The 15,064-nt window shown below is 57.3% G+C and carries 10 protein-coding genes and 3 pseudogenes; 6 read left to right on the top strand and 7 right to left on the bottom strand.

Annotated features, from left to right (window positions below):
• Positions 1-251 (top strand): hypothetical protein (locus DW49_RS1000000132715; RefSeq protein ID WP_029774590.1); only part of this gene is annotated, 251 nt, incomplete at its 5' end.
• A gap of 169 nt (positions 252-420) precedes the next feature.
• Here the strand turns inward: DW49_RS1000000132715 and DW49_RS0100135 are convergent.
• Entirely contained in the window at positions 421-1,518 is a 1,098-nt protein-coding gene (locus DW49_RS0100135; protein ID WP_024421046.1) for a helix-turn-helix domain-containing protein, read from the bottom strand.
• The gene (locus DW49_RS0100130) at positions 1,508-2,128 is read right to left on the bottom strand and encodes a hypothetical protein (protein WP_005616171.1); all 621 of its coding nucleotides are present in this window, start codon (positions 2,126-2,128) and stop codon (positions 1,508-1,510) included. The genes DW49_RS0100135 and DW49_RS0100130 overlap by 11 nt, the downstream gene beginning before the upstream one ends.
• Positions 2,129-2,392: 264 nt before the next feature.
• Between DW49_RS0100130 and DW49_RS1000000129155 the strand changes: the two are divergent.
• Positions 2,393-2,671: pseudogene (locus DW49_RS1000000129155) on the top strand (LysR substrate-binding domain-containing protein); the annotation flags it as partial.
• A gap of 245 nt (positions 2,672-2,916) precedes the next feature.
• Here DW49_RS1000000129155 and DW49_RS0100115 read toward each other — a convergent pair.
• The 3 genes and pseudogenes from DW49_RS0100115 to DW49_RS0100110 all read right to left on the bottom strand — a co-directional run.
• Positions 2,917-5,721, bottom strand: coding sequence for an ATP-binding protein (locus DW49_RS0100115; RefSeq protein ID WP_005616173.1), 2,805 nt, complete (start codon positions 5,719-5,721; stop codon positions 2,917-2,919).
• A 102-nt stretch (positions 5,722-5,823) separates the two neighbouring features.
• Positions 5,824-6,099 carry a hypothetical protein gene (locus tag DW49_RS1000000131495; protein ID WP_147477421.1) on the bottom strand — a complete coding sequence of 92 codons (276 nt, stop codon included), beginning with the start codon at positions 6,097-6,099 and terminating at the stop codon, positions 5,824-5,826.
• 196 nt (positions 6,100-6,295) lie between these two features.
• Positions 6,296-7,057 (bottom strand): annotated as a pseudogene (locus DW49_RS0100110) (mechanosensitive ion channel family protein); the annotation flags it as partial.
• 263 nt (positions 7,058-7,320) lie between these two features.
• Between DW49_RS0100110 and DW49_RS0100105 the strand changes: the two are divergent.
• From DW49_RS0100105 to DW49_RS0100095, 3 genes are read left to right on the top strand one after another with little or no spacing between them, the layout of a single operon-like run.
• The gene (locus DW49_RS0100105) at positions 7,321-7,632 is read left to right on the top strand and encodes an antibiotic biosynthesis monooxygenase family protein (protein ID WP_005616177.1); all 312 of its coding nucleotides are present in this window, start codon (positions 7,321-7,323) and stop codon (positions 7,630-7,632) included.
• Positions 7,633-7,689: 57 nt separating this feature from the next.
• Complete coding sequence (locus DW49_RS0100100; protein ID WP_370464034.1) at positions 7,690-10,869, top strand: efflux RND transporter permease subunit; 3,180 nt, start codon at positions 7,690-7,692, stop codon at positions 10,867-10,869.
• A 1-nt stretch (position 10,870) separates the two neighbouring features.
• Positions 10,871-12,037: an efflux RND transporter periplasmic adaptor subunit gene (locus DW49_RS0100095; RefSeq protein ID WP_024420132.1), complete on the top strand. Its 1,167-nt coding sequence runs from the start codon at positions 10,871-10,873 to the stop codon at positions 12,035-12,037.
• A gap of 172 nt (positions 12,038-12,209) precedes the next feature.
• Here DW49_RS0100095 and DW49_RS01000000127890 read toward each other — a convergent pair.
• A pseudogene (locus DW49_RS01000000127890) lies at positions 12,210-13,114 on the bottom strand (aldo/keto reductase).
• A 106-nt stretch (positions 13,115-13,220) separates the two neighbouring features.
• Between DW49_RS01000000127890 and DW49_RS0100085 the strand changes: the two are divergent.
• Positions 13,221-14,126, top strand: a complete 906-nt coding sequence (locus DW49_RS0100085; protein ID WP_005616180.1) for a LysR family transcriptional regulator — start codon at positions 13,221-13,223, stop codon at positions 14,124-14,126.
• A gap of 24 nt (positions 14,127-14,150) precedes the next feature.
• Here DW49_RS0100085 and DW49_RS0100080 read toward each other — a convergent pair whose 3' ends face one another.
• Positions 14,151-14,972: an SDR family oxidoreductase gene (locus DW49_RS0100080; protein ID WP_005616182.1), complete on the bottom strand. Its 822-nt coding sequence runs from the start codon at positions 14,970-14,972 to the stop codon at positions 14,151-14,153.
• Between the last annotated feature and the right edge of the window lie 92 nt (positions 14,973-15,064).

Raw genomic sequence — 15,064 nt, 5'->3', positions numbered from 1 at the left:
ATGGCCAGACGGATACCAATGGTGCTCTGGATATCTATTCACTCGTGCTTTTTCTGAGCGAGATCCGCAACCATGGTGGCAATGTTTTCTTTGTGACTGCCGACAAAGACCTGATTTATCTGTGGAACGACATGCATGCCTTCATGGTAGTCAATGACGAACCAGGGGTTCTTAATTTCGACATGATGTATTTCCTCCCCGGACTCAAGGAAGAGGAAGCGGACGAGCTCATGGAGCTAATGGGGGGATGACGAGCAATGCCAGCGCCAGTTTCGGCCACTCTTTCCGGTCTTGGTGGTAGGGGGCATTGGGCTGCGCGGCGCGTGAAGAATGGCCCCTCAACGTCTGTCGCGCAGACGCCAAGGGGCTTGCCGATAACCGAAATTATGCTCCATATCCGCCTCTCTGGTAGTTGATCCTTCAAACCAGTTTCAAGGGTGACTCAGGTGGTTTCAGCAGAAAGCGGGTTTCGACCATCTCCCGGGTAAGCCCACAAGACCTGAGCGTCTTTCTCCAACTTGCGTGATCCAGCAAGTCGAGCGCGCGCTGCACGAGGCGAGGTGACTCCATCTCGATCTGATCATCAAGATCTTCCCGGCGCGTGAACCCCTTACGATTCAGATAGGTGAAACCTGACTTGGCCTGTTCCTGACTAATGAGATCAAGGGACTGAGCCCGATAGATCAGCGCCTTGAAGCTAACCTTCCATCTCAGTTTCAGCTCACCCAAGGCATGCCAGTTTAGATACCTGCCTCGCATGGCTGGAAACTCTCCGGCAAAGCTTGCCCGGGGCATTAACAGGGCACTTGCGAATTGGTTGGCCTGATCCTCAGTGTGCCGGCAGCCAGTTTCCACCCCTTGGTGCATAACCAGATGGCCGAGCTCATGGGCAATGTCGAAACGTTGTCTGCATGGGTTCTGCTTTGCGGTGTTGCGCACAATCAATGGCCGCTTGTTGTGCAGGGAAAAGGCATCGACCCGGTCATCGGCGTCAGCGATGTTGACGACCAGCACTCCAATCTTTTCCACAAGCCGGGTCACGTTGGAAAGCGGGCCGAGACCTAGCCCCTGCTCTCTGCGAAAACGCTCGGCAATCTGCTCAATGGCGTCAACGCTGGAAACCGGTTCATCATGAGTCCGGAAGCTGACCTCCGGAAACGCGACCTCCTTATCCATCTCATCAACCATCAATTCAAACAGCTCAACTTGCGCTGCAATCGATTTTTTTACCGTCAAGGTTGAGGCACGCACGCTTCGGAAATGGCATTGCTCAAGCTCAACGGAACTGCGCCTAGGGGCGAAGAAAAACTCCTGAGTCACGCCCAGAGCTTCGCTCAACACCTCCAGTTGTGCAGGAGAGGGGAGGCCATTCACTTCCAATTTGTGAGCGTACTGCCGGGTCACCCCGAGCAGATCGCCAATGTCTGCAAGCGACCTTCCGGACGCGCAGCGCGCCAGGCGCAGCTTGTCCGGAGAAAATTCGTCGCCTAACGCGAGTTGCTGTGTTCTATCGTCCATCTACGCTGCCAGGTTCGTCGGGTTTCTTCTTGTCGGCGTCTTTGTTTCTGCGAACCACCAAAGGTTCCTCGATTTCGACTTGAGCAGGCAGATCGCTGGTTCTGACAGGCACACTGGCCTTGTACTCGTGTGTCCAGTAGCAAAGGATGTTTTTATTGATATCAAAGCCAACGATCGTGGCCTTGAACTCCGGGAACTCAATATCGTTGTTGCCATCGACGAACAGTCGCCAGGTCGAAACATCGGGACTGGCTTCAAACAGACTCAGCTGATGCAGCTCAACCAGGTTGGCTTTCAATCGGTGCAGCTTTTTAGGAGCATCAGGATCGTCGGTGACGATCTGCAGCAGCACGCCATTGACGCTGATCGTGAAGTCCATGGTGCCATTTCGAAGCTCAAGCCAAGGTAGGGTCACATCGGCGCCCAGTGCTTTGCACAGGCCTTGGAGACGTCCGTAGAGCAGGGTTGCTCGCGTGTACGCCGTATCGTGAGGTGTGGATGTATCAGCCAGCGCCTGATACGCAACTGAGATCACTTCCTGGCAAACCAGATCCAGGTATTTGGCTAGCAATTCGGGTACGAAATGACTTGGGTGCTGGGTTTCGTGCATCGGTACGACCTCGAAATTTGTGCAAATCAGAGATACTGTCAACCGACATTTTTGTGCAGAACGTCTGGTTTGTCAACTCAGCGGTCAGGCGTTTCAGGGGGGATATGGGCGGGGAGTGGGTAGCGTTCGTGGGGGCTCAATGCTTGCGGGCATTGCTGATAAGCTCACTGTGTATCAACTGGTTATAAATCTAGAAGGAGAGCCTCAGTGAACGACCAGCTGAGTGAAGAAGAAATGCGCCAGGCATTGTTCGGGAGTGCCGGCCACCCTCGTATCGCTGTCGGGGATGATGAAGGCGAGGTGGTTGCAACGCTCGGAGGGCACGGGATTGCTCAACTGCCGACATGGCTTGTTCAGACGCACCTGGATGAAGGCTGATTGGTGGAGGTACTACCTGAGCTTGCCACTGATGGATTGCCGATGAACCTTGTGTGGCTCAAAACCCGGGAAGCGTTACCCAAGGTCAGCATCCTGCTGAAATACCTCGGCGAACACTTGGCACCCTACGGCAGCGTTAAACCGACGGGCGTATCGGCTCGGTAGAGCAGAATGGGGGGCACGCGGGTTACAGGAGTGAGCGCAGGCCACCGCCTAGGCGGCCATTGAGTCCAGACGCTGTCAGGGGCTCACGAGCTAACCGATCGTGTGGCCCAGTTTTTTGGTCAGCAGGGCGTAGAGCTTCACGCGCGTACGAGGGTTGGCCAACTCCTCACAGCACTGCGAAAGTGCGTCGACTGCCGCCTGCTGCCATTCAGAAAGCAGCGTGCGACGCGCATAACAGTATGATGCTATGGCAATTTCGCGGTCAGCTTTTGGAGTTGGGATTCCAACTGTTCGCGGTATTTGGGGTCAGTGGTGAGTTCGCATGCCGCTGCCTTGCTGGCTACGGCCTTTTCTACTTCACCCAAGGCCTCCCAACATTGGCTTTGCTGGGCATGATAAATATTCCTCCTGCCTTGTGCCTTTTCATCATTTTCAACCATTTGCAATGCAAGCGTCGCAGATTCAATTGCAAGCTCTGGGGTACCAAGGGCCAGCTCAGCCCGGGTCTTCTGATAGAGTACCCAGTGATCAACACGGTCTGGGGGTACCTTATCAATCGCCACCAAGGCATCTGACGCTCTATTAGCTTCAATCAACGTCTTCGCTACCACACGGGCTGTGTAAGAAGTCAACCGGTCACCGCGACTGACTTCATCTGCGAAGCTACAGGCGGCTTCGTTGAGTTCATTGGCAAGCACCTGCTTCCCAGCCGAGCGAGCCGCAACAGCAACATTTGTCAGCCCTTCGGACGTATTCGACCATTGTCGCGCCTGCACGGAGTTGGGACGAATCGTCAGCATTTCTGGAAATGCCTCAGCGAGCACAAGGCAGATATCAGCGTGGTGATACCCATACAGGCTAGTGAGAGCCAGAAATGCTTCATAGAATTGATCGAAGCCTTCCAGCGCCGAAAGTCCAACGACATCGGCGAGCTGTTGAACCTTTACCGAATCATCCTTGATTTGATTACTAAGCGTAAAGTAGCTCCTAAGCCTGCTAATGGCTGCTAGCGAAACGCGAAGCGGAACCTTCTCCGGCGAATCAAGCGTGCGGTCGATAAGATATCTGTTGGCTATCTCACCCTCTGCCACCATTATCTGCGGTACACCTTTCTGGGTACCTAGATGTGCAACCTGACCGTGAGCAGCGTGCCAATCGGGTTTTTCAGTCAGTAGGCGCTTGAAACAATCCAGCGCCAGCTCTGGCTTGGCGCAGCGACGAAACGCTTTCCCTTGATGGTGCATCAGCTCTGCTCGCACTTCTGTATCAGAAGCCGAATCGAGAGCTTGGCCATATTCTTCAGCGCATCGTTCGTAATACGCGCTGCGGTCTTCCTGAGCCAAGGTATAGGCGTGTCCCTCCTTGGCATCTACGACGCACAGCAATTGGGCCATCGGCATATCACCAGTGACTGAGGTTTCCTGCAAACCGGGCGCTCTATACCTGATAGGGTCAACCTGCATGAGCGCGTATGTCAGCCAATCAGGCGCCCTATCCCCTTTTCGGTCATTCGCAGACTTGAGTTGCGCGACCGCCAAATGGATCTGGCGCAGCGTGCTTGGAACCATTTCACCGTGACTGAGACTCACATACTGTTCGATGGCGGTGGCCAAAACGCCGTCGTCCTCAGCGGTGCGCACGGCCCGGCAAATAAGCTCATGCACGGCAACAGTTGAGGAGGTCGCAGTTCGGCTGAGAATTGCCAATCTCTGTAGCGCCGCTCGCGTCATTGTGCCAATGAAGCTGTTCAGAAATTTTATTTCGTAGGTTCTACAGCCACCATTGGCGATCTTGCCCAAGGCGTTGCGGTTTTCCGGACTCAGCTTCCCCAGCATCAGCGACAGTATTGAGGTGCCATCTGCTTGCTGTGCTTCACCAGGGTTCTCAAGCACCTCCCGATACAAATCTTCTTTGGATATATCATCCTCGTCACCAAGACTTCGCACGATCGATAGAATGAGAGGTGAGAATCGACACTCCTCGACAAACCTTCGACAAGCGTCAGTAGCGGTTGCCTCGCTTTCATCTAAAATCTGAAACGCTGTTTTATGGGAGACTCGCTCAATCGGGACACAAATCCTGGCCTCCTCTTTACCAGTTGCTCCAATTTGAGAGGTTACCAGCACTCTGCCGCCATGATTGAACCCGGCAGCCAGCTCTGCCTGTAAATGGCTGGGCTGCAACGCACGCGTCAGATCGTCTATGACAAGCAGGGTTTTAGAGGCATTGAATATCCCCGCAACGTTGATGGCGACCCCGCCGCGAACCCGTTTTATCGCGCTAAGGGCTACATCAGGCCTCCAATCCTCTCCGGAAATCCAGATATAGTTTTCGTATTCATCCAGGGTTTCGCGAACGTAATTAATTGCGGCTTGCGTTTTGCCTGCTCCGCTGAGTCCATGTAGCACGCAGATTTGAGGGCCGGCAGCGAAATGGTCGCGAATCTGGCGAAAGAAAATCTCTTCACTTTTGAAATCCGCACAAACCGGCGGCACACGACCAAAGTATGCGTAATTGTCAAGATTCTGACCAAAATCTGGGAAATACTCGCGAAAGAAATCTGCGTGATTAGCATTGTCGACGGATGCATCGAATATATGCTCAGCGAGGTCGCGCGCGCTTAGAAATCGAATCTGTTCCGAGTGATCTTCGGCCAACTTTGTTTTGTTAAATTTAACACGAAAGGACGCCGGCTGTTCCTCACTGGAGACCAAGTAAATTCTCTCGGGAATTCGACCAGCGCAATGTGCCAGCACATGGGTCAAGTCTTTTTCGATTTTGGCAAATTTAATACTTTCATCGGCGGCTTTTACACCAATAAAATAATCTTCTTCAGTGCTGTATTCACCCACCACTTTGAAATCGTGAGAGTAGGTATCTAAGGTGTAGCCGACTGGCTTGTAGTCCTTGTTCACGCCGCGCTGAATCAGGGAGGTACCTTCTAGGATTTCGAGGACTTTGTGACCTACAAACTCAAGTGACACGGCGTCAATTTCAACTATTTCTTCGATCAAGTCTTTGACGATGCGCTTTCGAACAAACTGAGCCATTCATTCCCCCTAACACCAGATTTTGTGCGGCGACGAGCCAACTTAAGCGTCGCTTAACCTCGATCTATCAGTCCTGGTAGGCCTCATTTCTGCCACCAAAGCCTACTGTCCGGTGTATTTTACCTGAGCCGGATGACGTAATGCGGCGATGATTTTTTCTTTACGCTCAGCTGATTGACTGTATGCCCTATGTGGTGGGCAAAAATGGAAGCGTAGTGAGGCTTTCGGCTTGGATTGCAGGGCGAGTGACTTTGCATCCACGCCCAAGTTTTCCGCTTCCGCCAATGGTGAAGAAATTTCCAGTGTGGCCGGGCTGTCCTGATTGGCGTCCTCCCTGCACCGGCGGAGATAGAAATCGGTGAACCGCATCACGTTCATCAGGGTTGGCTCTGGGGGCGTCGCTGGATGGCTTACGGGTGGCTGCTTTGGACTGAGGGGAATGCTGTCAAGGCTGACAGATTATGGGCGTGCTACTAAGGTAGTAGTTGAAATTAGAGTATATATACTATCTGAGGCCAAAGGATGCGCGGGGGCTGTGGTTCTAGTAGTAGTTATAGTGCGGTGCTTGCATTGAGTTGCGGAACGACTCGGACATCAGGCGCCAGGTCGGGATGGAGACGATGGTTTTGTCGAAGTTCTGCACCTTCACGGTATGCAAGGTGATGTCCACCACGTCGCCATCGGCGCCCACTTGCGGCATTTCGATCCAGTCGCCGACGCGCAGCATGTCGTTGCTGGTCAGCTGTACGCTGGCAACGAAAGACAGCAGGGTGTCTTTGTAGACCAGCAGAATGACCGCCGACATGGCGCCGAGGCCGGACAGCAGCAACAGCGGCGAGCGGTCGATCAGTGTGGCGACGATGATGATCGTGGCGAAGACGTAGAGGATCATTTTCGACAGTTGCACGTAGCCTTTGATCGAGCGGGTGCGGGCGTGCTCGGTGCGAGCGTAGATGTCCAGCAGGGCGTTGAGCAGTGCGCCGATGGCCAGGGTCATGAACAGAATGGTGAACGCCATGGCCAGGTTGCCGATGACGTTTTTGCCAGTGGCAGTCAGGCCGGGCACCAGGTTGAGCCCGAACTGGACAACCAGCGAAGGCACCATTTGCGCCAGCCGGTGGAAAACCTTGTTATGACGAAAATCGTTGATCCAGTGCAGCGACGGCTGACGACCGAGCATCCTGACGGTGTACAGCAGCACAAAGCGTGCCACGCGGCCGAGCACCAGCGCTGCCGTCAGCAACAGGATCAGCGCCAGCCCGGTGCGCACCCACGGATGCTGGTCGAGCATGCCCCATAGTTCCTGAGTGCGAAGCCAAAGCGATTGAATATCCATGAAACCCGAAGCCCGAGAGTGAAGAGGGGGCGTGATTAGAACATTTACCAGGCCGCACGGGGCGGCCTGTAAACACGAAGTACACGATGACCAATGATTTCAAATTGTATCGGCAAGCCCGTTGTTGATCTTCAACGTCGCGAGTTACGCGGGCTTGATCGTATTGATGAGCCCGGCTCACATGCATATGCAGGATCAGTGAGGTAGTCGCTGGGTCTGACGGCAGTTAGATTCGCGCCGAGCCAATCAAGCAGGATCAGCCGATGGCTACCGAATGCATCAATACCATTGAAATACGCCTGGTCGAGCCGTTGGACTCGACGTTTGCGCAGACCGCCCGGACTTACATCGACGGCCTTCAGGCCGCTTGCGGATGCCTCGATTACACATTGACGCGCAGCCCGCGAGAGCCGGGGCTCTGGCGGCTTACAGGTTACTGGGAAAGTGAATCTTTGATGACCCGGTCTTTCGATGAAGCGCCAATGATGCAGTTGCTCGATTACCTGATCGACACCGGCGCGAGCCTCAGCTTCGGCAGCTTCGTCTCTCTGGCCACTGTAGCTTCCGGCAACTGACGCCCCGAACTGAACTGAACTCGCCTTTCGCCGATCAAGAAACCGGAGCCGCCCGTGCTGATCCGTACCGTGATGGTGGCCTTGCGTCGCCCCTATACCTTTGTCGTCATGGCCTTGCTGGTCTTGATTGTCGGTCCGCTGACCGCGTTGCGTACGCCGACGGATATTTTTCCGGAAATTCGTATTCCCGTAATTGCCGTGGCCTGGCAGTACACGGGGCTACCGCCAGACCAGATGGCAGGGCGTATTTCCACAGTCTTTCAGCGCCTGCTGACCGCATCGGTCAATGACATCGAACACATAGAATCCAATACCTATCCAGGCGTCGGAGTGGTCAAGATATTCTTCCAGCCGGGCGTGGACATTGCTGTCGCAAACGCGCAGATAACCGCTGCGTCGCAGGTCGCATTGCGGCAGATGCCTGCCGGTATTCAGCCCCCGGTGATCCTCAACTACAACGCTGCGACGGTGCCGATTCTGCAACTGGCACTTTCAGGTGAGGGTTTGTCGGAGCAGCAACTGTTCGATCTGGGCATGAATACCGTCCGAACGCCTTTGATCACGGTGCCCGGTGTGGTGATGCCGTTGCCTTACGGCGGCAAACAACGGCAGGTGCAGATTGACGTCAATCCCGAGGCCCTTCAGGCCCGGGGGCTGTCGGCTCAGGATGTGTCTTCCGCGCTTGCGGCCCACAACATTCTGGTGCCCATCGGCACGCAGAAGATCGGTGAGTTTGAGTACACCCTTCAACTGAACGGCGCGCCTTCGGCCATCGACGAATTGGGGTTGCTGCCGATCAAGGTCGTGAACGGCAGCATGATCTACATGCGCGATGTTGCCGATGTACATGACGGCAATGCGCCGCAAACCAATATCGTTCATGTCGACGGCAGCCGTTCGGTGTTGATGTCGGTGCTCAAGAATGGATCGGCCTCCACCCTGGCCATCGTCGATGGTATTCGCGCGCAGATCGAGACCCTGAAACCTGGCTGGCCAGAAGCGCTGAACGTTCAGCCCATCAACGACCAGTCGCTGTTCGTGCGCGCAGCGATCAAAGGCGTGGTGCTGGAAGGTGCCATTGCCGCCGCGCTGACCAGCGTGATGATCCTGTTGTTCCTCGGCAGTTGGCGCTCGACGTTGATCATTGCGGTGTCGATTCCGCTGGCGATTCTGGGTTCGTTGATCATTCTGGCGGCGCTGGGCGAGACCCTTAACCTGATGACGCTTGGCGGGCTGGCGTTGGCCATCGGCATTCTGGTGGATGACGCGACGGTGACCATCGAGAATGTCAACTGGCACCTGGAGCAGGGCAAGGATGTCGAGACCGCGATTCTGGACGGTGCTCGCCAGATCGTCACGCCAGCTTTCGTGTCGTTGTTGTGCATCTGTATCGCCTTCGTTCCGATGTTCTTTCTTGAGGGCGTTTCGCGATACCTGTTCGTGCCCATGGCCGAGGCGGTGATCTTTGCCATGATCTGCTCGTTCATTCTGTCCAGAACCCTGGTGCCAACCATGGCCAGGTATCTGCTCCAGCCGCACCCGCCAAGCCACGAGCCGCTGCCGGTTTCACGCAATCCGCTGGTGCGTTTTCAGAGGGGGTTCGAGGGCCGTTTCGAGCAATTGCGCCAGCGCTATCAGCAGGTGCTCGAAAGTGCATTGCGCCGTCGCAAGACATTTCTCCTGGGGTTCATGGTGGTGGTGATGCTGTCGTTCGGACTGGTGCCGTTCATTGGCAGTAATTTTTTCCCCACCGTCGATTCGGGGCAGGTCCTGATGCATGTGCGTGTGCCCGTGGGCACTCGCGTGGAAGAGACCGCTTCGCGCTTCGCACAAATAGAGGAGGCAATACGGGGCGTTATACCCGCCGAAGAAATCACCACGCTGGTCGACAACATCGGTCTGCCGCCGAGCAACATCAACCTGACCTACAACAACACCGGGGTCATGGGTTCTCAGGATGGCGATTTTCAGATCGCTTTACGTTCCGGTCATCAGCCTACTGCCGATTACGTGAAGACACTGCGCGAGGTATTGCCTGAGCGATTTCCGGACAGCACCTTTTCGTTCCCGCCAGCGGACATCGTCAGTCAGATTCTCAACTTCGGTGCCCCTGCGCCTATCGACATCCAGATTCGTGGCAACAACGTAGACGCGAACTTCGCCTATGCGCAGCAATTGCTCAAGCGAATCCGCACGGTGCCGGGCCTGGCGGATGCGCGCATTCTGCAATCGAACAAGGCCCCGGTCTTCAACGTTGACCTGGATCGCACGCAGGCCGGACTGCTCGACCTGACCACCCGTGATGTGACCAATAGCCTGGTCGTCAGCCTGGCGGGGAGCAGCCAGGTTGCGCCGACGTACTGGCTCAACCCCGCCAACGGTGTGAGCTACCCGATTGTGCTGCAAACGCCACAGCCAAAGCTGGACTCGCTGTCAGCGTTGGCGAACCTGCCGGTGGGCAATGGCAGCACCGCGAATGTCACGACGCTCGGCGCGGTAGCCGATTTCGAGCGAACCACCGGCAGTGGCATGGTCAGCCAGTACAACGTCCAGCCGATGGTGCAGATTCACGCAGCCACTCAGGATCGTGACCTTGGCTCGGTTGCCAAAGACATTCGCCGAATCATCGCGCAAACGACCGATGAGGTGCCGCGAGGCAGCACGGTCAACCTGATGGGGCAGGTGCAGACCATGGAACGTGCGTTCTCGGGGCTGCTGTACGGCCTGCTCGGTGCGGTGGTACTGATCTACCTGTTGATCGTGGTCAACTTTCAATCCTGGATCGATCCGGCCGTGATTGTTTCAGGTCTGTGCGCAGCGCTCGCCGGGATCGTCTGGATGCTCTTCGCCACAGGCACCACATTGTCGGTGCCCGCATTGACCGGCGCGATCATGTGCATGGGCGTGGCCACGGCCAACAGTGTGCTGGTGATCAGCTTTGCCCGCGAACGCCTGCAAGAGCTGGGGGATGCAACGGCCGCAGCGCTGCAAGCGGGTATCGCACGCTTGCGCCCAGTGCTGATGACCGCACTGGCGATGATGCTCGGCATGTTGCCCATGGCGTTGGGCATGGGCGAGGGGGGTGAACAGAATGCTCCGCTGGGCCGTGCAGTGATTGGCGGTTTGTTGTTTGCGACCGTCGCGACCCTGTTGTTTGTACCGGTGCTGTTCAGCCTGGCTCACCGTAACGATCTGCGTACTGCGCCCACGCAGCACCTTGTTTCTGGAGCAACCTGATATGCCTGTCAAAGCCCCCGCACACTTCAGCGCGACCAGCCGCTTGCTGTTCACCCTCGGCGCAGTCACCACTGCCGGCATCATCGTCGTTGTGGGCATTGCCAGTCGCCATTCACACGCCGATCAACTGGAGCAGATTGCCGAGCGCAAACGCATCGCCACGGTCGCTCTGGTGGTGCCCGGCCTGGTAGCCCCCGCCTCCTTGCAGCTGCCGGGGCGTATCGAGGCGTGGTCGCGCGCGCCGCTTTATGCGCGGGTCAGTGGCTATCTGAAACGCTGGGACACGGACATTGGGTCAGCGGTCAAGGCGGGTCAGCTTCTGGCCGAAATAGACGCCCCGGACCTTGATCAGCAGTTGCGTCAGGCCCGCGCAGAACTGGCGACGTCCCGCAGCGAGGCGGCGTTGGCCAGCACCACGGCCAAACGCTGGGAGCTGCTGCGTGAGAGTGAGGCGGTGGCCCTGCAGGACGTTGAAGAGCGCCTTGGCGATCTGACCACCAAACGGTCGCGGGTCAACGAGGCCCAGGCCAATGTCGATCGGCTTCAGGCGCTGCAGCGCTACACCCGGATCGTGGCACCATTTGACGGCATAGTGACTGCCCGCAACACCGATGTCGGCGCGCTGATAAACGTCGGCACAGCATCCGGGAGCGAATTATTCGTGGTCTCCGATGTGAGTCGGCTGCGTGTTTATGTCAGCGTTCCTCAACGTCAGCTCGCCTGGGTGAAAGTCGGTGCTCGCGCCAGCCTCAGCGTCCCTGAGCATCCCGGCAAGACCTTCGACGCCACCGTACAATCGTTGGCCCAGGCGGTCGATATGGAATCCGGCGCGATGCGCGTCCAGTTGAGTGTCGACAATGAAAGCGGTCAGCTGCTACCGGGGTCGTTTGCCACGGTGCAGTTTTCCGGCACGCGTGTACCTACCACCCTCAGCCTGCCACCCGGCGCGCTGATCGTCGGCAAGGTCGGTGTGCAGGTGGCAACTGTGGATGGTGCTGGAGCCGTGCAGTTGAAACAGGTGCAGGTGGCCCGCGATCACGGCACCTACATCGAGCTTGTCGACGGTGCTGTCAGTCAGGCCGATCAGGTCATTGCCAACCCGCCCGATGGGTTGGCAATGGGGGATCAGGTACGTATAGCCCAGGCGAACACGGCTGCGGCGAAGTAGTGTTTCCGAGTGCTGGCAATGGCTTTAGCGCTCACGCCTGATGGGCGCTTCGACATCGGAGTACGCCTGAACGGCGTCAGGCAGTCGGGCTCCGGAATTCCACAAGGCACAACACGAATACGAACGCCAGCGCCCAGGTTCGGGCGCTGGCGTTGTGCGAACAGGTTGAGCGTCAGCGATTGACGTTCTTCTGCAAGTGGGCGGGGTAGCGATCACCGACAACCTTGATCTGCTCGAGTGCCGTGGCAATGGCGGCCAGGTCGGTGCTGCTCAGAAAAAGGCTGGCCGCGCCAATGTTCTCTTCCAGCCGACTCAGTTTGGTGGTGCCCGGAATCGGCACGATCCAGGGCTTCTGCGCCAGCAGCCAGGCCAGGGCAACCTGAGCCCGGGTTGCGCCCTTGCCTTCGGCGATCTGCCCCAGCACCTCCACCAGCTTCGCATTGGCCTTGCGATTCTCTTCGGAGAAGCGTGGGACCTGATTGCGGAAATCGTCGTCTGCGAACTGTGTATCCGCGTCGATAGCACCGGTCAGAAAGCCTTTGCCCAGCGGGCTAAAGGGCACGAAACCGATCCCGAGTTCTTCCAGTACCGGCAGGATCTGTTCTTCCGGCTCACGCCACCACAGCGAGTACTCGCTTTGCAGCACCGCAACCGGCAGCACGGCATGCGCGCGGCGTATCGCGTCAGGCCCTGCTTCGGACATTCCGAAGTGCAGCACCTTGCCTTCCTCTACCAGTTGTTTCACCGCGCCAGCGACGCTTCGACAACGGCCTTGATCGTCTCGGGTCGGCTGTCCAGGCCTTCACCCGGCACGCCATTCTTGAAACCGAACTTGGTTGCTATCACCACCTGATCACGCATCGGGGCCAGCGCTTCGCCCAGCAAGGTTTCGTTGGTGTAAGGCCCGCAGGCCTCTGCGCTGTCGAAGAAATTGACGCCCTTGTCGAAAGCATCACGAATCAGGGTAATGGGGGCTTTGTTTTCCATCGCCGGGCCGTAGGCGAAACTCAGGCCCATGCAGCCCAGGCCGATGGAGGACACTTCCAGACCGCTTTTTCCCAAATGACGTTTCTGCATGTTTCATCTCCTTCGCAAAGCTGTAACTGACGGGTACACTTTAAATTCCTGTGCCGGGCTCAACAATTGGCACATTGCTTAATAGGTAGTTGAAGGGTATTCACTAATGATCCGTGCCGGGCTTCCTGAGTTGACTGCTTTTGTCGCCATCGCCGAGCAACGCAGTTTCAGCGGCGCTGCGCGGATGCTGGGTGTCTCGCCGTCGGCGCTGAGCCATTCCATGCGCGGGCTTGAGTCGCGTCTTGAATTGCGGTTGTTCAACCGGACAACCCGCTCGGTTGCCTTGACGGAGGCGGGGGAGCAGCTTTTTCGGCGTGTGCAGCCGCTGCTGGGCGATCTGGAATGTGCGGTCAATGACGTCACTTCCGAGCGCAACACGCCGTCGGGCCTGATACGTCTGAGCGCGTCCGAGTCGTCCTTCAAGCTGTTGATACGCCACGTCATGCCCCGCTTTTTGAAAGACAATCCGCAGATCCATATTGAGTGTGTGGCGGACAGTCGCCTGGTTGATATCGTCGCAGACGGGTTTGATGCAGGTATCCGGCTGTTTGACGATGTGCCGCGCGACATGATCGCCGTGCGCTTCGGCCCGGACATACGCTTTGCCGCTGTGGCGTCGCCTGAGTACCTGAGCCGTCATCCGGCCTCCGTGACGACACCCCATGACCTCAAGGCGCACCGCTGCATTCGCTTTCGCTTTGCCAGTGGCACGCTGTTTCGCTGGGATCTCGATCATCTGGGCCGCTCGGCCAGCATCGATGTCGATGGGCCCATGACCATGGACAACATTAATCTGGTGGCAGAAGCCGCGCTGGCGGGCATCGGCATCGCGTGGCTGCCCGAACATCAGGTCGCCGAGCACTTGCAGGCCGGGCGGCTGGTTCATCTGCTGCCTGACTGGGGGCCTCGCTATACCGGCGCATGCCTTTATTACCCGGCCAACCGCCACCCGCCTATGGCCTTGCGCATGTTCGCCGAAGCGCTACGCGACTGGGTGCGCCAGCAGGAATAAAGCCACGCCGGTCAGCGCGTAGCGCTATTGGTCATCGCCATACCAATATTGAGCAGTCACGCCGCCGTCCATGAGGAAGTCGCTGCCGGTGATGAATGTCCCTTCAGGCCCCATGAGCAGTGCCGCGACAGCGCCGACTTCATCCGGCGTACCGCCGCGTCCGGCTGCAGACGATTCGATCATGCGGCGATACCCGTCTCCACGCGGGCCATTGAGTTCATCACGGGCCAGGGGGGTGAAGATAATGCCCGGGCTGATCGTATTGACACGCGCACCGCGCTTGCCCCATTGAACAGCCTGCGCAGCCACGCGCAGCGAGTTGCCGCGTTTGGACAACTGGTAAGCGTTCAGCGGGTCGGTCACTTGATCCGGCTGCAGCATCGGCAACGCGAGAAGTTCTTCAACCGGGGTCAACGCCAGGGCCTTGTTCTGTTCGGCGGTCAGTGCGGGCAAGCGATGACCTGACTGCGAGGCGATGACGATTGCCGAACCGCCTTTTGCAATCACGTTGCCGAACAGCTCCAGCACCAGCGCGGTTCCGTACAGGTCGACCCGAAGAATGGTGGCCGGTGCCGCCTGCGAGGGTGACACGCCCGCTGCGTGAATGACCCCGGTGACAGTGCCGATAGCCGACGCTGTCGCGACGAGCGCTTGAACCGATTCTCTTGATGAAACATCCACCACACAGGTCGTCACGCCAAAACCTGCATCGCTCAACACTTTTGCGGCAGCATCAGCGGCTTCCTGTCGCAGGTCAGCCAGCACAACATGCTTGCCGGCACTGACACGCCGAGCGATGGCCTGGCCGATCGATCCCGCGCCAATGACTACTGTTACGTCTGTCATCTTTTTCTTCTCAACAAGAAGGATAGAGCACCACTCTATGGCACTGGCCGGCCGTTGATTAGCCAGAGATACTTGCCTGGCCCTGTGAACAC

Source organism: Pseudomonas avellanae BPIC 631, assembly GCF_000444135.1.
Taxonomy (GTDB): domain Bacteria; phylum Pseudomonadota; class Gammaproteobacteria; order Pseudomonadales; family Pseudomonadaceae; genus Aquipseudomonas; species Aquipseudomonas avellanae.
This window is presented reverse-complemented; position numbering and strand designations above follow the sequence as displayed.